The 21916-nt window shown below is 70.4% G+C and carries 22 protein-coding genes and 1 tRNA gene; 17 read left to right on the top strand and 6 right to left on the bottom strand.

From position 1 onward, the window contains the following. The first annotated feature begins 81 nt into the window (after window positions 1–81). Genes KB893_RS12025 through KB893_RS12010 form a run of 4 tightly spaced genes read left to right on the top strand, consistent with a single transcriptional unit; the run spans window position 82 to window position 3266 of the window. Window positions 82–660: an anthranilate synthase component II gene (locus tag KB893_RS12025; protein ID WP_211926000.1), complete on the top strand. Its 579-nt coding sequence runs from the start codon at window positions 82–84 to the stop codon at window positions 658–660. Window positions 661–674: 14 nt separating this feature from the next. Next, window positions 675–1724 carry an anthranilate phosphoribosyltransferase gene (trpD, locus tag KB893_RS12020; RefSeq protein ID WP_211925999.1) on the top strand — a complete coding sequence of 350 codons (1050 nt, stop codon included), beginning with the start codon at window positions 675–677 and terminating at the stop codon, window positions 1722–1724. A 10-nt stretch (window positions 1725–1734) separates the two neighbouring features. After that, window positions 1735–2544, top strand: coding sequence for an indole-3-glycerol phosphate synthase TrpC (trpC, locus tag KB893_RS12015; protein ID WP_213173743.1), 810 nt, complete (start codon window positions 1735–1737; stop codon window positions 2542–2544). Continuing rightward, window positions 2541–3266 carry a haloacid dehalogenase-like hydrolase gene (locus KB893_RS12010; protein ID WP_211928169.1) on the top strand — a complete coding sequence of 242 codons (726 nt, stop codon included), beginning with the start codon at window positions 2541–2543 and terminating at the stop codon, window positions 3264–3266. Before trpC ends, KB893_RS12010 begins: the two co-directional genes overlap by 4 nt. A gap of 4 nt (window positions 3267–3270) precedes the next feature. On the opposite strand, the gene KB893_RS12005 is transcribed toward KB893_RS12010, so the two are convergent. After that, window positions 3271–4017, bottom strand: coding sequence for a sulfite exporter TauE/SafE family protein (locus KB893_RS12005; protein WP_211928170.1), 747 nt, complete (start codon window positions 4015–4017; stop codon window positions 3271–3273). A 110-nt stretch (window positions 4018–4127) separates the two neighbouring features. Then, complete coding sequence (gene crp, locus KB893_RS12000; RefSeq protein ID WP_213173742.1) at window positions 4128–4814, bottom strand: cAMP-activated global transcriptional regulator CRP; 687 nt, start codon at window positions 4812–4814, stop codon at window positions 4128–4130. A 191-nt stretch (window positions 4815–5005) separates the two neighbouring features. Between crp and speD the strand changes: the two genes are divergently transcribed. Next, window positions 5006–5800 carry an adenosylmethionine decarboxylase gene (gene speD / locus KB893_RS11995; protein ID WP_213173741.1) on the top strand — a complete coding sequence of 265 codons (795 nt, stop codon included), beginning with the start codon at window positions 5006–5008 and terminating at the stop codon, window positions 5798–5800. A gap of 133 nt (window positions 5801–5933) precedes the next feature. Beyond that, window positions 5934–6251, top strand: coding sequence for a quaternary ammonium compound efflux SMR transporter SugE (sugE, locus tag KB893_RS11990; protein WP_211928125.1), 318 nt, complete (start codon window positions 5934–5936; stop codon window positions 6249–6251). Between the two features lie 13 nt (window positions 6252–6264). Here the strand turns inward: sugE and coq7 are convergent, their stop codons facing one another. Continuing rightward, entirely contained in the window at window positions 6265–6909 is a 645-nt protein-coding gene (gene coq7 / locus KB893_RS11985; protein WP_211928126.1) for a 2-polyprenyl-3-methyl-6-methoxy-1,4-benzoquinone monooxygenase, read from the bottom strand. Beyond that, a complete protein-coding gene (locus tag KB893_RS11980; protein WP_211928127.1) occupies window positions 6906–8009 on the bottom strand; it encodes a (Fe-S)-binding protein in 1104 nt (367 codons plus the stop codon). Before KB893_RS11980 ends, coq7 begins: the two co-directional genes overlap by 4 nt. 139 nt (window positions 8010–8148) lie before the next feature. Between KB893_RS11980 and rplM the strand changes: the two genes are divergently transcribed. The 6 genes from rplM (at window position 8149) to maiA (ending at window position 13922) form a co-directional block, all read left to right on the top strand. After that, entirely contained in the window at window positions 8149–8577 is a 429-nt protein-coding gene (gene rplM, locus KB893_RS11975; protein WP_213173740.1) for a 50S ribosomal protein L13, read from the top strand. Between the two features lie 26 nt (window positions 8578–8603). Next, window positions 8604–8999 (top strand): 30S ribosomal protein S9, encoded by a 396-nt coding sequence (rpsI, locus tag KB893_RS11970; RefSeq protein WP_213173739.1) that lies wholly within the window; start codon window positions 8604–8606, stop codon window positions 8997–8999. Window positions 9000–9050: 51 nt separating this feature from the next. Then, window positions 9051–9124: transfer RNA gene (locus tag KB893_RS11965), tRNA-Gln, on the top strand. 199 nt (window positions 9125–9323) lie between these two features. After that, window positions 9324–12068, top strand: a complete 2745-nt coding sequence (locus tag KB893_RS11960) for a tetratricopeptide repeat protein (protein WP_213173738.1) — start codon at window positions 9324–9326, stop codon at window positions 12066–12068. Window positions 12069–12175: 107 nt separating this feature from the next. Then, a complete protein-coding gene (locus KB893_RS11955) occupies window positions 12176–13156 on the top strand; it encodes a fumarylacetoacetate hydrolase family protein (protein ID WP_211927808.1) in 981 nt (326 codons plus the stop codon). A gap of 94 nt (window positions 13157–13250) precedes the next feature. Then, window positions 13251–13922 (top strand): maleylacetoacetate isomerase, encoded by a 672-nt coding sequence (gene maiA / locus KB893_RS11950; RefSeq protein WP_338026940.1) that lies wholly within the window; start codon window positions 13251–13253, stop codon window positions 13920–13922. 21 nt (window positions 13923–13943) lie between these two features. Here the strand turns inward: maiA and KB893_RS11945 are convergent, their stop codons facing one another. Continuing rightward, window positions 13944–15068, bottom strand: a complete 1125-nt coding sequence (locus KB893_RS11945) for a PilT/PilU family type 4a pilus ATPase (RefSeq protein WP_211927809.1) — start codon at window positions 15066–15068, stop codon at window positions 13944–13946. Between the two features lie 99 nt (window positions 15069–15167). Here KB893_RS11945 and KB893_RS11940 point away from each other — a divergent pair, with 99 nt between their 5' ends. From KB893_RS11940 to KB893_RS11920, 5 genes are all read left to right on the top strand, one after another. After that, a complete protein-coding gene (locus tag KB893_RS11940) occupies window positions 15168–15551 on the top strand; it encodes a DUF4398 domain-containing protein (RefSeq protein ID WP_213173737.1) in 384 nt (127 codons plus the stop codon). Window positions 15552–15553: 2 nt separating this feature from the next. Then, window positions 15554–16219, top strand: a complete 666-nt coding sequence (locus KB893_RS11935) for a hypothetical protein (RefSeq protein WP_211928020.1) — start codon at window positions 15554–15556, stop codon at window positions 16217–16219. Window positions 16220–16560: 341 nt separating this feature from the next. Next, window positions 16561–16779: an HP1242/YdcH family protein gene (locus KB893_RS11930; RefSeq protein ID WP_211928021.1), complete on the top strand. Its 219-nt coding sequence runs from the start codon at window positions 16561–16563 to the stop codon at window positions 16777–16779. A gap of 164 nt (window positions 16780–16943) precedes the next feature. Continuing rightward, window positions 16944–18314, top strand: coding sequence for a pyridoxal-phosphate dependent enzyme (locus KB893_RS11925; protein WP_213173736.1), 1371 nt, complete (start codon window positions 16944–16946; stop codon window positions 18312–18314). Between the two features lie 236 nt (window positions 18315–18550). Then, the gene (locus KB893_RS11920) at window positions 18551–19714 is read left to right on the top strand and encodes a trans-sulfuration enzyme family protein (RefSeq protein WP_213173735.1); all 1164 of its coding nucleotides are present in this window, start codon (window positions 18551–18553) and stop codon (window positions 19712–19714) included. Window positions 19715–19741: 27 nt separating this feature from the next. Here the strand turns inward: KB893_RS11920 and KB893_RS11915 are convergent, their stop codons facing one another. Continuing rightward, complete coding sequence (locus KB893_RS11915; RefSeq protein WP_211926842.1) at window positions 19742–21916, bottom strand: secretin N-terminal domain-containing protein; 2175 nt, start codon at window positions 21914–21916, stop codon at window positions 19742–19744.

Below are 21916 nucleotides of genomic sequence, written 5' to 3'. Positions count from 1 at the left end.
TCGCGATCCGCGCGCTGCGGTATCCTGCGCGGCTCCCCGCGCGCGCCGCGGCATCTCCTCCCCTCGCCGGACGGGCAGCGCATGCTGCTGATGATCGACAACTACGACAGCTTTACCTGGAACCTCGTGCAGTACCTGCAGGCGCTCGGCGCCGAGGTCCGGGTGGAGCGCAACGACGCGCTCGACGTCGACGCCATCCGCGCGCTGGCGCCGGAGCGGATCGTGATCTCGCCCGGTCCGTGCACGCCCAACGAGGCCGGCGTGTCGCTCGAGGTGATCCGCGAACTGGCGCCGACCACGCCGATCCTCGGCGTCTGCCTCGGCCACCAGGCGCTGGGCCAGGCCTGCGGCGGCCGGGTGGTACGCGCGGCCAACATCATGCACGGCAAGACCTCGCCGATCCGGCACCAGGGCCAGGGCGTGTTCCGCGACCTGCCCGACGCCTTCACCGCGACCCGCTACCACTCGCTGGTGGTCGAACGCGACGGCTTGCCCGACTGCCTCGAGGTCACCGCCTGGAGCGAGGACGCGGCCGGCGGCTTCGAGGCGATCATGGGCCTGCGCCACCGCGAGTGGCCGCTGGAGGGCGTGCAGTTCCACCCCGAGTCGATCCTCACCCAGCACGGGCACGCCATGCTGAAGACTTTCCTCTCCCGCTGATGTCCCGCGCCGCCATGCCCATCACCCCGCAGCAGGCCCTCCAGCGCACGATCGAGCACCGCGAGATCTTCCACGACGAGATGGTCGCGCTGTTCCGCCAGATCATGCGCGGCGAGGTCTCGCCGACCATGCAGGCGGCGATCCTGGCCGGGCTGCGGGTCAAGAAGGAGACGGTGGGCGAGATCGCCGGCGCCGCGCAGGTGATGCGCGAGTTCGCGGCGAAGGTCGAGGTCGCCGACACCCGCCACCTGGTCGACATCGTCGGCACCGGCGGCGACGGCGCGCACACCTTCAACATCTCCACCGCCAGCCTGTTCGTGGCCGCCGCGGCCGGCGCGCGCGTGGCCAAGCACGGCAACCGTTCGGTCAGTTCGAGCTCGGGCAGCGCCGACGTGCTGGAGGCGCTCGGCGCCGCGATCGAACTCACTCCGGCGCAGGTCGCGCAGTCGCTGGCCGAGTGCGGCATCGGCTTCATGTACGCGCCGCTGCACCACCCGGCGATGAAGAACGTCGCCGCGGTGCGCCGCGAGATGGGAGTGCGCACGCTGTTCAACATCCTCGGGCCGCTGACGAATCCGGCCGGGGCGCCGAACGTGCTGATGGGCGTGTTCCACCCCGACCTGGTCGGCATCCAGGTGCGCGTGCTGCAGCGCCTGGGCGCGGAGCGGGCGATGGTGGTCTGGGGCCGCGACGGCATGGACGAGATCTCGCTCGGCGCGGCGACCCTGGTGGGCGAGCTGCGCGACGGCGAGGTGCGCGAGTACGAGATCCATCCCGAGGACTTCGGCATCGCCATGGCCGCCAGCCGCAACCTGAGGGTGGAGGATCCGGCCACCTCGCGCGCGATGCTGCTCGAGGCGATCGACGGCCGCCCCGGGCTGCCGCGCGAGATCGTCGCGCTCAACGCCGGCGCCGCCCTGTACGTCTCCGGCGTGGCCGCCAGCATCGCCGACGGCATCGGGCGCGCGCGCGCGGCGATGACCGGCGGCGCCGCCCGCGCCAGGCTCGACGAATTCGTCGGCATCACCCGCCAGATCGCCGGCCAGCCGGTCGGCGGCGGCTGAAGGACATCCCATGGCATCCGTTCCGCAGCAGTCCGACATCCTCCAGACCATCCTCGAGCGCAAGCAGGCCGAGGTCGAGAAGCGCAGCCAGGTGCTGCCGCAGCGCGACCTCGCCGCGCGTGCGGCGCGCATGCCGGCCACGCGCGGCTTCGCCGCGGCGCTGCAGGCGAAGGTCGCCGCCGGCCGGCCGGCGGTGATCGCCGAGGTCAAGAAGGCCAGTCCGTCGAAGGGCGTGATCCGGCCCGACTTCCGCCCGGCGGAGATCGCCCGCAGCTACGCAGCCGGCGGCGCGGCCTGCCTGTCGGTGCTGACCGACGTCGACTTCTTCCAGGGCTCCAACGCCTACCTGCGCGAGGCGCGCGAGGCCTGCGCGCTGCCGGTGCTGCGCAAGGATTTCATCGTCGACGCCTGGCAGGTCTACGAGGCGCGCATGCTCGGCGCCGACTGCATCCTGCTGATCGCCGCGGCGCTGTCGGAGGACCAGATGGCCGAGTACACGCACCTGGCGATGGACCTCGGCATGGACGTGCTGGTGGAGGTCCACGACCTGGACGAGCTCGAGGTCGCGATCCAGACCCCGGCGGCCCTGATCGGCGTCAACAACCGCAACCTGCGGACCTTCGAGGTCTCGCTCGAGACCACGCTGGCGCTGAAGCAGGCGGTGCCGCCGGACCGCCTGCTGGTGACCGAGAGCGGGATCCACGGCGCCGACGACGTGGCGCGGATGCGCGCGGCCGGCGTGCACGCCTTCCTCGTCGGCGAGGCCTTCATGCGGGCGAAGGAGCCGGGCGCGGAGCTGGCGCGCCTGTTCGGCTCATGAGCGGCAACGAGACCCGCCGCGAGGCGTTCGCCGGGCGTCCGCCGGAGCCGGGCGCGCCGCTGGTGGTGTTCGACTTCGACCACACGCTCTACGACGGCGACTCCGGCACCCACCTCGTCACCTGGCTGCTGAAGCGCCACGCCTGGCGCTGGTGCGCCGCGCTAGCCGTGTCGCCCTTCATCGCGTGGCTGTTCCTGATCGTGCACCTGCGCCGCATTCCGATCTCCGTCTACCTGTGGCTGGCCACGATCGGCCTGCACCGGCGGCGCGACCTCGACGAGCTGATCGACCGCTACGTCCTCGCGCACCGCGACCTGCTGCGCGAACGCCTGCTGCCCGCCGCCGTGGAGGCCCTGCACGCGCATCGTGCGGCCGGCGACCGGGTGGTGGTGGTGACCGGGGCGCCGCCGGAGCTGGCGCGCGCGATCCTGAAGTTCGCGATCGACGAGGACGTGCCGGTGCTGGGTACCGAGGTCGGGCCGCGGTTCGGTGCGGTGATGGCCACGCGCCACTGCCACGCCGGCAACAAGCTGATCATGCTGACCGAGGCGGGCTTCGGCGGCGCCATCGTCGCCGCCTATTCCGACAGCACCGCCGACATGCCGCTGCTGCGCACCGCCGCGCGGCCGGTGGTGGTCAATCCCAAGGCGGGCAGCGAGGACGCCTTCCGCAGGGCGCTCGGCGCCGACGTCGAGATCCGCGACTGGGGTGCGCGCCGCTGAGGGCTCAGGTGAACTGGCCCCACAGCGCGTGGACGCCGAGCCCGAGCACCAGGAAGCCCACCGCGAACAGCACCGCGCGCTCGGGCACCAGCCGCACCAGGAACGCCGACAGCGGCGCGGCGACCACGCCCCCAAGCAGCAGGCCGAGCACGATCTCCAGGTGCTGCAGGCCGATGCTCAGCAGGAACGTCACCGAGATCGCCAGCGTCACCACGAACTCGGCGGCATTGACCGAACCGATCGTGGTGCGGGCGGTGCCGCCCTGCGCCAGCAGGGTCGAGGTCGCCAGTGGCCCCCAGCCGCCACCGCCGCTGGCGTCGAGCAGGCCGGCGAAGAAGCCGAGCACGGGCACGTGGCGGATGCGCCGGCTGGGTACGCGCCGGCCGAAGGCGCGGACCAGGATCAGGATCGCCAGCACCAGCAGGTAGCCCTGCACCACCGGCTTGATCAGGTCCGCGGGCAGGCGGGTGAGCACGAAGGCGCCGAGCACGCCGCCGACGACGCCGGGGATCGCCAGCCGTACCAGGAGCCGCCGGTCGACGTTCCCGAGCAGGGCGTGCGCGCCGCCGGACACGCCGGTGGTGCCGACCTCGGCGGTATGCACGGCCGCGCTCACGGTGGCGGGCGGATAGCCCATGGCGAGCAGGATCGAGGACGACAGCAGGCCGTAGGCCATGCCCAGCGCGCCGTCGACCAGCTGCGCACCGAGGCCGACGGCGACGAAGAGCCAGAAATCCGGACCGAGATCCATGCGCGCTCGCAGGGGCGGGAGAGGGCGCGAGTAGATCAGGCCGCGTGCGCCGGTGGCAGAGGCGGCGCCGGGACGCTGCGACGCCGCCCGTGCGACGCTGGCGTCGTCGCTCAGCGGGTGCCGTAGACGACGACGGTCTTGCCGTGTGCGTGCAGCTTGTCGTCGGCCTGCAACTGCTTGAGCACGCGGCCGGCCATCTCGCGCGAGCAGCCGACGATGCGCGCCAGCTCCTGGCGCGAGACGCGGATCTGGGTGCCCTGCGGGTGGCTCATCGCATCCGGTTCCTGGCACAGGTCGAGCAGGGTGCGCATGATCCGCCCGCTGACGTCGAGGAAGGCCAGGCGGCTGGCCTTGCGGCTGGTGTCGAGCAGGCGCTTGGAGATCTGCGAGCCGATCGAATACAGCAGCTTTGGCGCGTCCGCGGCGAGCGGTCCGGTGAACAGGCGCAGCAGGCGGTCGCAGTCGATCTCGGCCAGCTCGCAGGGCGAGCGCGTGCGCAGCAGGACCTCGCGCTGCTCGGCCTCCACGAACAGGCCCATCTCGCCCACGAAATCCCCGGTATTGACGTAGCTCAGCACCAGCTCGCGGCCGTCCGGTTCCTCGGAAATGATGCTGAGGCTGCCCTGGATCACGTAGTAGAGCGTGCCGGCCGGGTCGCCCGGGCGGAACACCTCCGTGCGGTTGGGATAGCGCCGACGATGGCACTGGCTGAGCAGCCGCTCGATGGTGGCGGCGTCCGGTGCCAGGCCTGCCTGGGTCCCGAAACGCGCGGGCTGGGGGAGCGCGATGATGGACATCGGGATCCGTCGTTGGGGGGCTCATGGAAGGATAGGCGTCTGTGACGTGCTACCGCAATTCACATCGAGCGCGTTCACGGCCGCGTACGGTGATGAACGGGCTTTCGCGGGCCGGTTTCACGGGGCCTGCGTTTTGCCCGATAATGTCCGGCCCCGATTTTCCGTCCGTCGCGCCGAGGAGATTTCCCGCCGTGGTCAAGCCGCTCCCACGCCTGCGCCTGCAGGGCTTCAACAACCTCACCAAGGCGCTGAGCTTCAACATCTACGACGTCTGCTATGCAGTGTCGGAGGAGCAGCGCGACCGCTACATCGACTACATCGACGAGGCCTACGACGCCGACCGGCTCACGCAGATCCTCACCGACGTGGCCGACATCATCGGCGCCAACATCCTCAACATCGCGCGTCAGGACTACGAGCCGCAGGGCGCCTCGGTGACCATCCTCATCTCCGAGGAGCCGGTCATCGACAAGAAGCAGGCCGGCCGCGAGCTGATCTCCGATGCCGTGGTCGCGCACATGGACAAGTCGCACATCACCGTGCACACCTACCCGGAGACGCACCCGCACAACGGCATCGCCACGTTCCGGGCCGACATCGACGTCGCCACCTGCGGCGTGATTTCGCCGCTGAAGGCGCTGAACTACCTGATCGAGAGCTTCGAGTCCGACATCGTGATCATGGACTACCGGGTCCGTGGCTTCACCCGCGACGTGAAGGGCAAGAAGCACTACATCGACCACAAGATCAATTCGATCCAGGACTACCTGTCGAAGTCGATCCGCTCGCGCTACGAGTCCATCGACGTCAACGTGTACCAGGAGAATATGTTCCACACGAAGATGCACGTGAAGGACTTCGACCTGGACACCTACCTGTTCGAGGAGAAGGCGCGCAACCTGTCGTTCAAGGAACGCTCGCGCATCGAGATGCAGCTGCGCCGCGAGATCGAGGAGCTGTTCCACGGCCGCAATCTGGTCGACTGATCCGACGGCGGGACGACCCGTCCGCGGCCCGCAGGCCGCGCGAGACACGGCCGACGACGGCCCGGCGCATCCGCCGGGCCGTCGTCGTTTTCATCGCCGGCGGCCGCCGGCGCTGCGCACGGGAGACGACGACATGGCATGGGTCTACCTGGCGGTCGCGGGCGTGTTCGAGATCGCCTGGGCCATCGGCCTCAAGTACACCGAGGGCTTCAGCCGGCTGTGGCCGAGCCTCGCCACCCTGGCGGCGATGGGCGTCAGCCTGTGGTGCCTGGCGCAGGCGCTGAGGCAGATCCCGATCGGCACCGGTTACGCAGTGTGGACGGGGATCGGCGCGGCCGGCACCGCCATCCTCGGCATCGTGCTGCTGGGCGAGAGCGCGAGCCCCGCGCGCCTGCTGTGCATCGGGCTGATCGTGGCCGGCGTGCTCGGGCTGAAGCTGGTGTCCGCCTGAGCGCGCCGCCGGCTCAGATCCGGTAGGCGACCGCCTTCATCACCGAGCTGGTCAGCCGCATCAGGCGCGGGATCGGGAACGGCAGGCGCCGCGCGCCGGCGGCCTCGGCGTTGTCGGCATGGCGCGCCTCGTCGTCCTTCATCACCCGCAGCACGGCGCGCGAGCGCGCGTCGGCCGGCGGCAGGGTCTCCAGGTGCTCGTCGAGATGCGCCTCGACCTGGCGCTCGGTCTCCACCACGAAGCCCAGGTTGTAGCCGTCGCCGCGGATGCCGGCGAGTGCGCCGATGGCGAAGCTGCCCGCATACCACAGCGGGTTGAGCAGGCTCGGGCGGTCGTCGAGTTCCTCCAGCCGCTGCGTGCACCAGGCCAGGTGGTCGGTCTCCTCGCCCGCCGCCTCGCGCAGGTGCGCGGCCGTGGCCGCATCCCGCGCCACCGCGGCCTGGCCCAGGTAGAGGGCCTGCGCGCAGACCTCGCCGGTGTGGTTGATCCGCATCAGGCCGGCGGCGTGGCGGCGTTCGGCATCCTCCAGTACGACGTCGGCCTCGTCGACGCCCGGGAACGCGCGCTGCGCCTGCGGGCGGCCGAACACGGCGCCGACCGCGTCCTCGCAGGCGATGATCAGGCGGTCGGGCAGGCTGTAGTGGCGTGCTGTGCTCATTGCAGGTGCTCGGCGAGGAAGGCGATGGGATGCCGGACCGGCACGTCCGCCGCATTGGCCAGGTGCAGCCGGCAGCCGATGTTGGCGCTCAACAGTGTAGTCGCCCCGGATGCGGCGAGGCCGTGGAGGAGCGGCGCGCGCAGGTCGGCGGCGCGCTCGGGCCGCAGCAGCATGGCGCTGCCGGCGGCACCGCAGCAGCCCTGCGGCAGGTCCACGACCTCGAGGTCGGGCACGCGTGCCAGGAGCGTGCGGGTGGCGGCGACGCTGCCGGCGAGCCGGTGCTGGGTGCAGGGCAGGTGCAGCGCCACGCGCGTGGCGGCGGGACGGAACCGCAGGGCGTCGGCGTGCCGCGCGAGGAACACCAGCGCATCGCTCGTGCGGCCCGGGCCGAGCGCCGCCGCCACGGCTTCATGGCAGCCGCTCGCGGTGGTGAGGATCTCGCCGCAGCCGGCGAAGGCGGCGCGGTTGGTCGCGGCCAGGCGCGCCGCCGTGGCGTCGTCGCCGGCATGGGCGTGCAGCGCGCCGCAGCAGGTCTGTGCCTGTGGACGGCCGAGCGCCAGCCCGGCGCGGGCGGCCAGCAGGCGCAGGGCGTCGGCGACCTCGCCGTCGTAGGTACGGGCGACGCAGCCGAGGAAGATCGCGTGCCCGCCGCCACGCGGCCAGTCGGTCCCGCGCGGCGCCGGCGGCGGGACCGGCAGCGGTCGCGCCCGGCGCGGCAACAGCGGCGCCACGCGCCGGTACAGCCGCATCAGGCCGCCGAGCCATCGCGGTCGCGCGGCCATCGCCTCGAGCAGGCGCTGGCGCCAGGGCGGCGCCCGGCGTTGGCGCTGCCGGCTGCGCGCGGCCAGCAGCAGCGCGCCGAAGCGCACCCCCGCGGGGCAGGCGGTCTCGCAGCGTCGGCAGCCGAGGCAGTGGTCGAGATGGCGGTCGCCCGCGACCGTGGGCGCCAGATCGCCGGACGCCAGGCCGCGCACGTAGGCGATGCGGCCGCGCGGGCCTTCCGCCTCGGTCCGCTCCAGCGCATAGGTGGGGCAGTGCGGCAGGCACAGCCCGCACTGTACGCACTGCGCCGCCAGGGCCTGCAGCGGATCGACGGGCATCGTGGCTGCAGGCGCGTGCATTTCCATCGGCGCGGATGCTAACATTGCCGGCTCGGTGACTTGCGGACGACCGGCCGTGCCGGCTATCATTCCGCTTCTTTGCTGTCCCGCGTCCCACTTCTACGTTGTTGGAACCGTCATGAAGACTTTCACCGCCAAGTCGGAAACCGTGCAGCGCGACTGGTACCTGGTCGACGCCTCCGGCAAGACGCTCGGCCGTCTGGCCTCGGAGCTGGCACGCCGTCTGCGCGGCAAGCACAAGCCGGTCTACACCCCGCACGTCGACACCGGCGACTACATCGTCGTGATCAACGCGGACAAGATCCACGTGACCGGCAACAAGCTGCAGGACAAGAAGTACCACCGCTTCACCGGCTACATCGGCAACCTCAAGACCGAGTCGCTGCAGCAGGCGCTGGACAAGCACCCGGAGCGCGTGATCGAGATCGCGGTCAAGGGTATGCTGCCCAAGAACCCGCTCGGCCGTGCGATGTACCGCAAGCTCAAGGTCTACGGCGGTTCCGAGCATCCGCATGCCGCCCAGCAGCCGCAGGCGCTGGACATCTAAGCGATAGCGATCAGGTTCTCTACGACATGGCAACCCAGCAGTTCTACGGCACCGGCCGTCGCAAGTCCTCCACCGCCCGCGTCTTCATCAAGGCCGGCGGCGAAGGCAAGATCACCGTCAACCAGCGCCCGCTCGACCAGTTCTTCGGTCGCGAGACCGCGCGCATGATCGTGCGCCAGCCGCTCGAGCTGACCGAGATGAGCGACAAGTTCGACATCAACGTCACCGTCGCCGGCGGCGGCAGCACCGGCCAGGCCGGCGCCATCCGCCTGGGTATCGCCCGCGCGCTGGTCGAGTACAATGACACGCTCAAGTCCGATCTGCGCCGCGCCGGCTACATGACCCGCGACGCCCGTGAGGTGGAGCGCAAGAAGGTCGGTCTGCACAAGGCACGTCGCGCGACCCAGTTCTCCAAGCGCTGATCGCGCTGCAGCGCCGGCAGGGTCAGAGCGCCGGCGCCAAGGTTTTCCAGTAGGGGAATCGTCTAATGGTAGGACAACGGACTCTGACTCCGTCAATCTAGGTTCGAATCCTAGTTCCCCTGCCACGTTCGAAAAGGCCTCCGAGCGATCGGAGGCCTTTTTTTGTGCAACGGCCGGCGCAGACAGCCGCCCGCTTCCTGCGCTAAACAGGAACTTCGTCAGCGCGCGCCTTGGGGAGGGCCCGATGATCGTCATGTCGCAGCCGCGGTGCGACCGCGGGTGGGCGGGCGCGGGAATCTGCACGCACGTACCGGGACCGCGGCGATGAGCGCGGCGGCCCCGAACACGGTACGCGACCTGTTCGAGGCGCTCTGCGACCTGCCGCCTTCGGCGTGGCGGGCGCGGCTGGCCGAGCTCGACGCCGATCCGCAGGTGGCGGCGCGGGTGCTCGAACTGCTGGAGGCGCAGACCGTCAGCCTGCAGCGTGCGGTGGCCCCGCTGGGGGAGCTGATGGCGAGCCTTCCGGAGACCGAGCTCGCGGTCGGCGACCGGCTCGGCGTCTGGCGCCTGGTCGAGCGGCTCGGTGCCGGCGGGATGGGCACGGTCTTCGTCGCCGAGCGCGACGACCGCCTCTACCGGCACCGCGTCGCGATCAAGCTGCTGCGCGGCATCGCCAGCCCCGGCGCGTCGGAGCGGCTCGCGGGCGAGCGGCAGATCCTGGCCGACCTGCAGCATCCCAACATCGCCCGTCTCTACGACGGCGGCACCACGCCCGCCGGGCAGCCCTACCTGGTCATGGAGTACATCGCCGGTCGCACGCTCGATGCCTGGCGCGGACAGGCGGCGCGTCCGCTGGACGCCTGCGTGGACATGATGCTGCGCATCTGCCGCGCGGTGCAGGCCGCGCACCAGCGCCTGGTCGTGCACTGCGACCTCAAGCCCAGCAACATCCTGGTGCGCGAGGACGGCGAGCCGGTGCTGCTGGATTTCGGCATCGCCCGCATGCAGGACGACGCGTCGGGAGCGGGTGGCTACGGCACCCCGGGCTACGCCAGTCCGGAGCAGCGGGCCGGACATCGGCCGCAGGCCGCCAGCGACGTCTACAGCCTCGGCGTGATCCTGGTCGAGCTGCTGGCCGGACGCAGGGCGCATCCGGACGGGAACGCCGTGCCGGCACCGAGCGCGCTGGCAGAGGATGGACGCCTGAAGCGCCGCCTGCGCGGCGACCTCGATGCGATCTGCGCGCGCGCCTGCCGGCCCGAGGCCGAGGATCGCTATCCCAGCGTCGAGGCCTTCGCTGCCGACCTCGAACGCCACCGCCGGCACCTGCCGGTGCGCGCGCGTCCGGCGACGCCGGGATACCGAATGCGCCGCTCGCTGCGGCGGCGCTGGCGCGGCGCGGCCGCGGCGGCCGTCTTCGTCGCCCTCGTGGGGACCTTCGTCTGGCGTCTCGACGCCGAGCGCGCGCGGGCGGAAGCCGAGGCGCGCGTCGCGCAGGAGGTGAGCGACTTCCTCGTCGCCGCCTTCGAGGCGGCCGATCCGCGCGGTCGTGGCGCCGCGGGCGCCGAGCGGATCGAGGCGCGCGACGTCCTCGACCAGGCGTCGATCCGGATCGGGCGGGAGCTCGTGTCGGACCCGCTGCTGCGCGCACGCCTGCTCGATACACTTGCCGAGGCCTACAACAACCTGGGCGAGACCGAGCGCGCCAACGGCCTGTTCCGGGAAGCGGCCGAGGTGGCCCGCGACGGTAGCCGCGAGGCCCGGCTGATCGCGGCCGAGGCGCTGAGCCATCAGGCGGTGATGCTGGCCAACGCAGGGCACGGCGCGGATGCGGTCGCCGCGGCGGAGCATGCAGACCGTCTGCGCGGCGATCGGGATCCCGCGCTGCATGCCGAATCCCTCAACACGCTCGGACTTGCGTACCAGTCCTCGGGCGACCTTGATGCCGCGCAGGCGGCACTCGAGAGTGCGCTGGCACTGCGCCGCGAGGTGATCGGTCCGCGTGGTCTGGAGACTTCCGCGACGCTGCACAACCTCGGCCAGCTCGCCTCGCGCCGAGGCCGCCTCGCCGAGGCCGAAGCGCTGTACCGCGAGGCCCTGGCGATCAAGCGCGCCGCCGCCGGCACGCTGAGCTACGAATACGCCAACGGCCTGCGCGGTCTCGGTGTCACGCTCGCCCGCCAGGGCCGCTATGCCGAGGCCGGCGACATCCTGCGCGAGTGCCTGACCATCACCGAGCGCGTGCACGGCGCCGACAGCAGCCGCGCGGCAGACCTGCACGGCGAGCTGGCCAGCGTGCTGCAGGACGAGGGCGACTACGACGCGTCCGAGCAGGAGTACCGCGCGGCGATCGCGATGGACGCCGCGGTCAACGGCGCCGATACCCTCGACCAGGCGGTGTTCGCGAACAACCTCGCGAGCCTGCTGGAGATGCGCGGCGACCTGGCGGGTGCGGAAGAGGGCTACCGGCGTTCGCTCGAACTGCGTCGCCGCCACCTCGAGGAGACGGCGCCGGCGGTGGTCCGGGCACGGGCGAACCTCGCCCGCCTGCTGATGCGCACCGCACGGGTCGCGCAGGCGCGGCCGATGCTGGAGGCCGCGCTGGACGACTGGCTCGCGCTCCACGGCGAGGACAACCCGGACACGGTCATCACCCGCATCAGCCTCGCCGAACTCGAACTGCTCGACGCGCATCCCGATGCCGCGGAGCGCGCGCTCGCCGGTCTCGCGGCGAGCCCCGTCCTGGCGGAGAGCGCGCCGCTGCGGCTGCGTCGCGACGTCGTGGCCGCGCAACTGGCCAGCGCGCGCGACGGCGCAACCGCCGATGCCGTGGCGCAGTGGCGCGCGGTGGTGGCCACTGCCGCGCAGGACCTCGGCGAAATGCACGTGCGCACGGCGCAGTGGCGGCTGGACTACGCCAGGGCGCTGCTGGCCGCGGCGCGGATCGACGACGCACGCATGGAGATCGAGCGGGCCGCGCCGGTGCTGCGCCGCCTGCTCCTGCCGCAGACGCCGGCCCTGGCGGACCTGCAGGGCCTGGAGCGTCGCACCGGGCTCGCGTCGGGCTGAGGCCGCATTGCGGCACGCCGCGGCGCGGTATGGCTACAATCGCCGGCCCGGTGCGGTCCGGGCGTCCTGATCCGGCCTCCGCACATCGTCATGGAGGTCTTGAGCGAATGAAGCTGGGTTCCCTGAAGGAAGGCGGCCGCGATGGCACCCTGGTGGTGGTCAGCCGCGATCTCGCGCGCGCCGTGCGCGCGACCGGCATCGCCGACACGCTGCAGCGCGCGCTGGAGAACTGGTCCAACCTCGCGCCGCGTCTCAACACGCTCTACGAGCGGCTGGTGGCGGGCGAGGCCGAGGATGCCTTCGACCTCGACATGGAGGCGCTTGCCGCGCCGCTGCCACGCGCCTACGAGTTCGTCGACGGCAGCGCCTACCTGCCGCACGTGGAGCGCGTGCGCCGCGCCCGCGGCGCCGAGGTGCCGGAGAGCTTCTACACCGATCCGCTGATGTACCAGGCGACCAGCGCCGGCTTCATCGCCCCGCGCGATCCGGTGCTGGTCGCGGATGCCGGCTACGGCATCGATCTCGAGGCCGAGGTCCTGGTCGTCACCGACGACGTGCCGATGGGCGTGTCGCCGGAGCGCGCCAGCGGCCACATCCAGCTGGTCGGCCTGGTCAACGACGTGTCGCTGCGCAACCTGATCCCGGCCGAGCTGGCCAAGGGCTTTGGCTTCCTGCAGTCCAAGCCGCGCTCGGCGCTGTCGCCGGTGTTCGTGACCCCGGACGAACTGGGCGACGCCTGGCGCGGCTGCAAGCTGCACCGCGCGATGCTGACCCACGTCAACGGCGAGTGGTTCGGTGCGCCGGAGGCCGGCGTCGACATGCAGTTCGACTTCGCCCAGCTCGTCGCGCACGCGGCCAAGACGCGTCCGCTCTCCGCGGGCACCCTGGTCGGCTCCGGCACGGTCGCCAACCAGGACACCGCACTCGGCGCCTCGTGCTTCGCCGAGAAGCGCACCGTCGAGACGCTCGAGCAGGGCGCGCCGCAGACCCCGTTCCTGGCCTTCGGCGACCGCGTGCGCATCGAGATGCTCGACGACGCCGGCGCCAGCATCTTCGGCGCCATCGATCAGCAGATCGTGCGCGCCTGATCCTCCGGGCCGGGATGCGGCCTTCCCGCGGCTGCGTCCAGCCGCTACCGTCGAGGGTTCGCCGGCATGTGCCGGAACCGGAGCCGAGACCGACGTGAATGCCGCTGCCGCGCCCCTGACGCTGTACTCGTACTGGCGCTCCAGCGCCGCCTACCGCGTCCGCATCGCGCTCAACCTCAAGGGGCTCGAGTACGCCATCGAGCCGGTGCACCTGGTCCGCGACGGCGGGCAGCAGCATGCGCCGGCCTACCGCGGGATCAACCCGCAGGGGGTGGTGCCGACGCTGCTGCACGGCGAGCGCGTGTTCCGGCAGTCGCTGGCGATCATCGAATACATCGACGAGACCTGGCCCGCGCCGCCGCTGCTGCCCGCGCGCAGCCGCGACCGGGCGCGCGTGCGCGCGCTGGCGCAGCTCGTCGCCAGCGACATGCATCCGCTCAACAACCTGCGCGTGCTGCAGTTCCTGGAAGGCGAGTGGTCGGTGCCGCAGGCCGAGCGCGAGCTGTGGATCCGGCACTGGCTGCTCGAGGGCTTCGCCGCGCTGGAGGCGCTGCTCGCCGACCATCCTTCCACCGGCCGCTTCTGCGACGGCGAGGCGCCGGGCCTGGCCGACTGCTGTCTGGTCCCGCAGGTCTACAACGCGCGCCGCTTCGGCGTCGACCTCGCGCCGTTCCCGAACGTCGCGCGCATCGAGGCCAACTGCATGGCGCTGCCCGAGTTCGCCGCGGCGCGGCCCGAGGCGCAGCCGGACGCGCCGGCCGCCTGAGCCGAAGCGCGCCGATCGAGATCAGTACTGCAGCGAGTTGTCGGAGTTGCCGAAGGTGTCGGCGTAGGGATCCTCTTCGCCGGAGCCACCCTCGGTGAGGCGGATCTTCAGCGCCAGCCCGTCGCGCGAGTCGGCCTTGCGCAGCGCCTCCTCCAGCTCGATCTTGCCGTCCTTGTAGAGGCGGTAGAGCGACTGGTCGAAGGTGTGCATGCCTTCCTGCAGCGACTTGTCCATCGCCTCCTTGACCTCGTGGATCTGACCGCGGCGGATCAGGTCGCGGATCAGCGGGGTGTTGATCAGGATCTCGGTGGCCGGCAGGCGCTTGCCGCTGATGCCCTCGACCAGGCGCAGGCTGATCACCGCGCGCAGGTTCAGCGCCAGGTTCATCAGTACGTTCTTGTGCGCCGATTCCGGGAAGAAGTTGAGGATGCGCTCCAGCGTCTGGTCGGCGTTGTTGGAGTGCAGCGTGGCCAGGCACAGGTGCCCGGTCTCGGCGAAGGAGATCGCCGACTCCATCGTCGTGGCGTCCAGGATCTCGCCGATCAGGATGACGTCGGGCGCCTCGCGCATCGCGTTCTTCAGCGCGTTGTGGAAGGCATGGGTGTCGAGGCCGACCTCGCGCTGGTTGACCAGCGACTTCTTGTGCCGGTGCAGGTATTCGATCGGGTCCTCGATGGTGAGGATGTGCCCGGTCTTGGTCGCGTTGCGGTGGTCGATCATCGACGCCAGCGTCGTCGACTTGCCGGAACCGGTGGAGCCGACCACCAGGACCAGGCCACGCGGTTCGTCGACGATGTCCTTCAGGATCTCCGGCAGCTTGAGCTGCTCGATCGAGGGGATCTCGTACTTGATCGCGCGGATCACCATGCCGACCTCACCGCGCTGCTTGAACACGTTGACGCGGAAGCGGCCGGCGTCCTTGACCGCGATGGCCATGTTGAACTCGAGATCGCGCTCGAACACGGGCACCTGGCCCTCGTCCATCAGCGAATAGGCGATCTTCTTGACCATGCCCGGCGGCAGCCCGGTGCTGCCCAGCGGGTAGAGCTTGCCTTCGACCTTGATGTAAACCGGAGCGCCGGTGGACAGGAACATGTCCGAGGCGTTCTTTTCCGTCATCAGCTTCAGGAAGTAGCCGATGTCCATGCGCACGATCCCCTTGAGCCGCCGTATACCTTCATTGCAAGGGCACGGCGGGATTCACACAATAGCCGCGGTCTCGACACGCGGACACCGGCGATTCTTATGACAGTTCCGACCTTAAAAATCCATCGGCTGGCGGGGCTTGCGGCCGGGTTGTGTGCACTGCTGCTCGCTTCCTGCGCCACCGTTCCGCCGCCGACGGCGGAGCTCGGTGCCGCCGAGGCGGCCGTGCTCGCGGCGAGTCGCGCCGATGCCGACCAGCATGCGCCGGAGGTCATCGCCGATGCGCGCGAGCGGCTCTCGGCGGCGCAGAGCGCGAACGCGTCCGGCGACTACGTCGAGGCCGGGCAGCTCGCCCGCGAGGCCGAGGCCGCGGCGGAACTCGCCGTGGCACGCGGGCGGCTCGCGGTGGCGAGCGCGAAGGTGCGTGCGGAGAGCGCCGAGAACGCGCGGCTGCGCGCCCGTCTGAACGAACTGGGGGAGTGAACATGCGTATCGGCATCGCGGCGATCGCCGCCGGTCTGCTGGTGCTGTCGGTGGCGCCGGGCGCGAGAGCGCAGGGCGTCGCTCCGGTCGTGGAGGCGGCGCCGGCCGGACCCGCCGAGCTGCGCGTGCAGCTCCAGGCCCTGGACCAGGATCCTTCGCTCGGAGACTACGCCGCCATCGAGCGCTACCGCGCGCGCGAGGCGCTGACGGCGCTGGACGCGGCCGACGACCGCTCGCGCGAGCACGCGCTCTATGTGGCGCGGCGCCGCGTCGAGGCCGCACAGGTCGCCGCGCAGGCGGAACTGGCGCAGGCCCAGCTGATGCAGCTGGAGCGCGAGCACGACCGCATCGTGCTGCAGGCCACGCGCGCGGAAGCGGAGCGCGCGCGGCGCGAGATCGAGCAGCTCCGGTTGCAGAGCCTCGCGCAGCAGGAGGAGGCCGAGCGCCTGCGGCAGATGGCGCTGGAAGGCCAGTCCGCACTGGACGACGCCACCCTGCGCGCGCAGGCCGCCTCGGCCGAGGCCGCGCAGGCGCGGCGTCTTGCGCAGGCGCGGCAGCGCGAGGCCGAACTCGCACGCAAGGAGGCCGAGCTGGCAGCCTCGCTGGCGCAGCCGGTCGACGACGCTCCGTCCGTCGATGAAGAGCCGCCGCCGTCGTCGGAGCCGTGAGCCGCGGCGTGAATTGCTCATGTGTAACGCATTGATTTAGCTGCATTTAACGAGATTGTGCCGAAGCTCCACGGGGTCTGAATCCGTTCGTCGCCGTGGCTTGCCCAGGCCTTCCGGGCGGGAGTAGGGTCGAATTCCAGGCGGTCGCCTGGGCCCGATCCCGAGCCTGTGCCGATGAGCATTCGAGCCACCGAAGCCACCGTCCCACGATCAGGCCGCGTGCCTGCATGCAGACAGGAAGGCCCCGCAACGGTCGGGTATTTCCCCGCGTAGACGAACAGCGCCCCGTGCCGTGACGGCCGGGGCGTTCGTGTTTCCAGCACAACCCAAGGAGGTCATCCATGTTCGAAGGGCAGTCTCCGGCCGAGTTGGACGCCATCCTCAACGACGACAGCGAGCTGCGCTCGCTCTACCTGAAGCATCGCGACCTCGACCAGCGGGTCATCGATGCCGAGCTCGGGGTACGCCCTGTGGACGACATGACGCTGGCGCGCCTGAAGAAGGAGAAGCTGCAGGCCAAGGACCGGCTCAGCCAGCGCTACGAAGCACGCACGCACTGATTCCATCCCTTCCCCACGTCGATACGCGGCGGCGGCCTCCCCCCGGCCGCCGCCGTTCGCGTTTTCGCAGGTCCCTCGCGGGCCTTTGCTAAACTGCGCAGTCCTCCGGCGCCGAGACATCCCAGCTCCGCGCGCCGGTGCTTCCTTCAGCAGGCAGGCGGTTCATGGCGGTCCACCAGAGCGTTCTCGAACTGATCGGCGACACGCCGATCGTCAAGGCCCAGCGGCTCGACACCGGCATGTGCGAGCTCTATCTGAAGCTCGAGAGCGCCAACCCCGGTGGCTCGATCAAGGACCGCATCGGCCTGTCGATGATCGAGGCGGCCGAGGCCGCGGGGAAGATCCGGCCCGGCTCCACCCTGGTCGAGGGTACCGCCGGCAATACCGGCCTCGGGCTTGCACTGGTCGCGCAGCAGAAGGGCTATCGCCTGGTGCTGGTCGTCCCGGACAAGATGAGCCGGGAGAAGATCTTCAACCTCAAGGCGATGGGCGCCGAGGTGGTGCTGACCCGTTCCGACGTCGGCAAGGGCCACCCCGAGTACTACCAGGACCTGGCCGCGCGCATCGCCGGCGAGATCCCCGACGCCTACTTCATCAACCAGTTCGGCAATCCGGACAACCCGCGCGCGCACGAGGAGGTCACCGGGCCGGAGATCCTGCGCCAGATGACCGACGGCCTCGATGCGGTGGTCTTCGGCTGCGGTTCCTCGGGCACGATGACCGGGCTGTCGCGCCACTTCGCCAAGGCCGCGCCGCACGTCGAGCTGGTGCTTGCCGACCCGGTCGGTTCGATCCTCACCGAATACATCAACGAGGGCACGCTGTCGGACAAGTCGGCGAGCTGGATGGTGGAGGGCATCGGCGAGGACTTCCTGCCCTCGATCTCGGACTTCAGCCGGGTCGGAAAGGCCTATGCCATCAGCGACCAGGAAAGCTTCTTCACCGCGCGCGAGCTGCTGAAGCGCGAAGGCGTGCTGGGCGGCTCGTCGTCGGGGACCATCGTCGCCGCGGCGCTGCGCTACTGCCGCGCGCAGACCACGCCCAAGAAGGTGCTGGCCTTCGTCTGCGACACCGGCAACAAGTACCTGTCGAAGATGTACAACGACTACTGGATGCTGGACAACGGCTTCATCGAGCGCGAGACCTACGGCGACCTGCGCGACCTCATCCTCAGGCCCTACAGCCAGAAGGACACCGTGGTCGTGGCGGCGACCGACGCGCTGACCGTCGCCTACCAGCGCATGAAGCTCTACGACGTCAGCCAGCTGCCGGTGATGGACGGCGAGCGCATCGTCGGCATCGTCGACGAGTCCGACATCCTGCTGCACGTCTACGGCGACGAGGCCCGCTTCCGCGAGCCGGTCTCGACCGCCATGGTGTCCAAGCTCGACATGCTCGACGTCAAGGCGCCGGTCGAGGCCCTGCTGCCGGTGTTCGACCGCGGCCAGGTCGCCATCGTCACCGACGGCGACCGCTTCCTCGGCCTGATCACCCGCATCGACCTGCTGAACTACCTGCGGCGCAGGGCGGGGTAGGGGATCCTCCTCCGCCCGCCCGCTTGGTCGTGGCTGACGCGCGGTGAGCCGGGCCCGCGGCTGACGCCGCGGCAGCTTCATCGTGCATGAACTCGGGCCGCCCGCACGGGGCGTGCGCGGGGGCGAAGTGCTAAATTATGCCGTTCGCTCCGCAGCAGCGACGATCGGGCGCAGCATCCACCGAATGTGTGCCGCCGGCGCCGCGCGGGCCACCTCCAGAGCCTTGCGAATCCACCATGAGTGAAGCCGAACACCGTCTCGGGACCCGCGCCATCCATGCGGGCCAGCGCCCCGACCCCAGCACCGGCGCAGTGATGACGCCGATCTACGCCACCTCGACCTACGTGCAGGCGTCGCCCGGCGAGCACCAGGGCTTCGAGTACTCGCGCTCGCACAACCCGACGCGCTTCGCCTACGAGCGGTGCGTGGCCGACCTGGAAGGCGGGACCCGCGGCTTCGCGTTCGCCTCCGGGCTGGCCGCCAGCTCGACCATCCTCGAGCTGCTCGACGCCGGCAGCCACGTCATCGCGATGGACGATCTCTACGGCGGCAGCTACCGGCTGTTCGAGCGCGTGCGTCGCCGCACCGCGCATCTCGACTTCAGCTACGTCGACCTGGCCGATGCCGATGCGTTCGAGGCCGCGATCCGTGCGGAGACGCGGATGGTGTGGATCGAGACGCCGACCAACCCGATGCTCAAGCTGGTAGACATCGCCGCCATCGCCGAGCGCGCGCGCCGCCGCGGGCTGATCGTGGTAGTCGACAACACCTTCGCCACGCCGATGCTGCAGCGCCCGCTGGAGCTGGGTGCCCACCTGGTGGTGCATTCGGCGACCAAGTACCTCAACGGCCATTCCGACATCGTCGGCGGCATGGCGGTGGTCGGCGACAGCAGCGAGCTCGCCGAACAGATGGCCTTCCTGCAGAACTCCGTCGGCGGCGTGCAGGGTCCCTTCGACAGCTTCCTCGCCCTGCGCGGGCTGAAGACCCTGCACCTGCGCATGAAGGCGCACTGCGCCAATGCGCTCGAGCTGGCGCAGTGGCTCGAATCGCATCCCGCAATCGAGCGCGTGATCTACCCCGGCCTCGCCTCGCACCCGCAGCACGCGCTTGCGAAGCGACAGATGACGGGCGGCTTCGGCGGCATCGTCAGCATCGTGGTCAAGGGCGGCTACGAGGGCGCCAAGAAGATGCTGGCCGGCTGCCACCTGTTCGCCCTGGCCGAGTCGCTCGGCGGCGTCGAGAGCCTCGTCAACCACCCCGCCGTCATGACCCACGCCTCCGTGCCGGCCGAGCGCCGCGCCCAGCTCGGCATCAGCGACGCGCTGGTGCGGCTGAGCGTGGGCGTCGAGGATGTCGCCGATCTGTGGGCAGAACTGCAGGCCGCGCTGGCAGGCTGAGACTTCGGCCAGCGCGTCCTGCGGGATTCAGTCGGCGACGGCCGGAGCTGGCGGGATCTCGCCCTGCGGCACCACGACGGGCGCGGGCGCATCGACGCGCTCGGGCACCTCCAGCGACGCCGGCATCTCGAGCAGCTCCAGCTGCTCGCCGATCAGCTGCGAGACTTCGCGGGCGCGATCGGCCGACTCGATGATGTAGGGCACGATCATCACCACGAGCTCGGTCTTGTTGTTGCGGCGCGACTGCGACTTGAACAGGTTGCCGAGCACGGGCACGTCCTTCAGCAGTGGAACCCCGGTGTCCGAGTTGGTCTGCCGGCTCGACATCAATCCGCCCAGCACCACCGATCCGCCGTCGCGCAGCGTCAGCGAAGTGTTCACCGTACGGTTGAAGATCGAAGGGGAGTTGACGCCGCTCTCGTCCGCACCCAGGGGCAACGCCTCGCTCACCTCCTGGCTGAGCTCGAGATCCACGCGATCGTTCGAATAGACGGTGGGCTTGACGTTGAGGATGATGCCGGTCTTGCGGTATTGGATGGACTGCAGCAGGTTCGAGGTCCCGCCGGTGGTCTGGTCGGAGGTCGTCTGTGCGGTGATCGTCGGAACCTCGGTGCCGACATCGATATTGGCCTCGTCCCCGCTTTTCACCAGGATCCTCGGAGTGGAGAGGATGCTGACGCGGGAATCCTGTGCGAACGCGCGCAGCGCCGCCCGGTTCTGGCCGGCGACGTCGATCAGGTAGCTCAACCCGCCGCTGGGCGCGTCGTCCGATGGAGTCAGCGATCCGGAGGTCAGCCGTCCGTCGAACCGGCCGAACCCGGCCTTGGCGAACCAGGCGACGCCGAAGTCGTCGTTGTCGTCGAGCGTGACTTCCGCAATGGTCACCTCGATCAGGACCTGGCGCGGCGCCGTGTCCATCTGCCGGATCAGCGGCAGCAGGCGTTCCCACTCCCGCGCTTCTCCCTGGAAGATGAGCGCGTTGCGCGGTTCGTCGACGACGATGGTGCCGGTGCTCACCGAGGGCGAGGTGGTGCCGACTGCGCGTTCTGCATTGGTCGGGGTACCCGAGGCGACGTCCGCCGGCTGCGATGCACGGCGGGAGCCGCCTGAAACCTGTCCCCCGAGGACGCGCGCAAGATCCGATGCCTGCGTGTTCTGCACCGGATAATAGAAGATGGCGTTGCTGCCGTCGGTCTGGCTCGGGCGGTCCAGGTCGCGCGCCCATTGCACGGTGAAGTTGAGCGAGTCGCGCGAGGCCGCGAACACCAGCACCGCGTTGACCGAGGGAACCGGGATGACGATGACGCTGGAGGCAGCCGCGAGGTTGTCGCTGGCACCGTAGCCCTGGACGTTGAGGACCTGGACCAGCCGGGTTGCAAGTTCGGTGGCGCTGATGAACGCAGGCTCCAGGCGCGTGCTGATTCGCCCGCGCATGGCGGGCCTGTCGATCACCCGCAACGCATCGATGGCCTGGCGTACATCGCTGGGGCGGCCGCTGATGAGCACCGCGTTGCGCAGCGTGTTCTCTTCGACCGTGACCTGCTTCTGGAATATCGAATTGATCCAGCGGGCCGCCTCGCCGGCCCGGATGACCTCGAGATCGACGAGTTGATATACGGGACGGTGGCTCACCGGCACGTCGGGCAGCGCACGGCCGCTGACGATCAATGGCGGCTCCAGGCTCGTACCCTTTTCCGCGACCCTCAGCTCGACGAGGTCGCCCGCCAGGACGACTTCCACGCCGTACTCCGCCAGCACCTGACGGGCGATCCGATAGATCTCGCGCGGCGGCTGCGGCTGCGTCGTGCGCAGGGTCACCAGCTCGTCAAGCGAGGAGACGTTCTGCGCCATCCTGAAGTTCAGCTGCAGGAGGTTGCCGAACACCTCGTTGACGAAGGCAGGCACTGGCATGCCGTCGATATTGAGGGTGATCAGCGGACCCGTCAGCGGCGGCGTCTCATCGCGCGCATCCATGCCGCTCGCCGACGTCGGCGAGGTCGGGCTGGTTGGCGTGGACGTCTCCTGCAGCCCCTGTCGTGGCGTGACTCCACCGCTCAGCTGGAGCTCGGACGGATCGATGATCCGCCTCGGCGAGACCGGGAGGGGCGGATCCAGCTTCACCGGCTCGTTCGTCGATGCGCATCCGGCGAGCAGTACCAGGATGCACGAGAGAGCGAAGGTCCGGAGGCGGGCGGTGCTCAT

This window comes from Coralloluteibacterium stylophorae (assembly GCF_018122625.2).
Taxonomy (GTDB): Bacteria; Pseudomonadota; Gammaproteobacteria; order Xanthomonadales; family Xanthomonadaceae; genus Coralloluteibacterium; species Coralloluteibacterium stylophorae.
This window is presented reverse-complemented; position numbering and strand designations above follow the sequence as displayed.

What these genes read in the sequence shown, in the direction of transcription:
- KB893_RS12025 (WP_211926000.1), top strand. Translation starts at nt 82, where the DNA reads ATGCTGCTGATGATCGACAACTACGACAGCTTTACCTGGAACCTCGTG.
- trpD (WP_211925999.1), top strand. Translation starts at nt 675, where the DNA reads ATGCCCATCACCCCGCAGCAGGCCCTCCAGCGCACGATCGAGCACCGC.
- trpC (WP_213173743.1), top strand. Translation starts at nt 1,735, where the DNA reads ATGGCATCCGTTCCGCAGCAGTCCGACATCCTCCAGACCATCCTCGAG.
- KB893_RS12010 (WP_211928169.1), top strand. Translation starts at nt 2,541, where the DNA reads ATGAGCGGCAACGAGACCCGCCGCGAGGCGTTCGCCGGGCGTCCGCCG.
- KB893_RS12005 (WP_211928170.1), bottom strand. Translation starts at nt 4,017, where the DNA reads ATGGATCTCGGTCCGGATTTCTGGCTCTTCGTCGCCGTCGGCCTCGGT.
- crp (WP_213173742.1), bottom strand. Translation starts at nt 4,814, where the DNA reads ATGTCCATCATCGCGCTCCCCCAGCCCGCGCGTTTCGGGACCCAGGCA.
- sugE (WP_211928125.1), top strand. Translation starts at nt 5,934, where the DNA reads ATGGCATGGGTCTACCTGGCGGTCGCGGGCGTGTTCGAGATCGCCTGG.
- coq7 (WP_211928126.1), bottom strand. Translation starts at nt 6,909, where the DNA reads ATGAGCACAGCACGCCACTACAGCCTGCCCGACCGCCTGATCATCGCC.
- KB893_RS11980 (WP_211928127.1), bottom strand. Translation starts at nt 8,009, where the DNA reads ATGCCCGTCGATCCGCTGCAGGCCCTGGCGGCGCAGTGCGTACAGTGC.
- rplM (WP_213173740.1), top strand. Translation starts at nt 8,149, where the DNA reads ATGAAGACTTTCACCGCCAAGTCGGAAACCGTGCAGCGCGACTGGTAC.
- rpsI (WP_213173739.1), top strand. Translation starts at nt 8,604, where the DNA reads ATGGCAACCCAGCAGTTCTACGGCACCGGCCGTCGCAAGTCCTCCACC.
- KB893_RS11960 (WP_213173738.1), top strand. Translation starts at nt 9,324, where the DNA reads ATGAGCGCGGCGGCCCCGAACACGGTACGCGACCTGTTCGAGGCGCTC.
- KB893_RS11955 (WP_211927808.1), top strand. Translation starts at nt 12,176, where the DNA reads ATGAAGCTGGGTTCCCTGAAGGAAGGCGGCCGCGATGGCACCCTGGTG.
- KB893_RS11945 (WP_211927809.1), bottom strand. Translation starts at nt 15,068, where the DNA reads ATGGACATCGGCTACTTCCTGAAGCTGATGACGGAAAAGAACGCCTCG.
- KB893_RS11940 (WP_213173737.1), top strand. Translation starts at nt 15,168, where the DNA reads ATGACAGTTCCGACCTTAAAAATCCATCGGCTGGCGGGGCTTGCGGCC.
- KB893_RS11935 (WP_211928020.1), top strand. Translation starts at nt 15,554, where the DNA reads ATGCGTATCGGCATCGCGGCGATCGCCGCCGGTCTGCTGGTGCTGTCG.
- KB893_RS11930 (WP_211928021.1), top strand. Translation starts at nt 16,561, where the DNA reads ATGTTCGAAGGGCAGTCTCCGGCCGAGTTGGACGCCATCCTCAACGAC.
- KB893_RS11925 (WP_213173736.1), top strand. Translation starts at nt 16,944, where the DNA reads ATGGCGGTCCACCAGAGCGTTCTCGAACTGATCGGCGACACGCCGATC.
- KB893_RS11920 (WP_213173735.1), top strand. Translation starts at nt 18,551, where the DNA reads ATGAGTGAAGCCGAACACCGTCTCGGGACCCGCGCCATCCATGCGGGC.
- KB893_RS11915 (WP_211926842.1), bottom strand. Translation starts at nt 21,916, where the DNA reads ATGAGCACCGCCCGCCTCCGGACCTTCGCTCTCTCGTGCATCCTGGTA.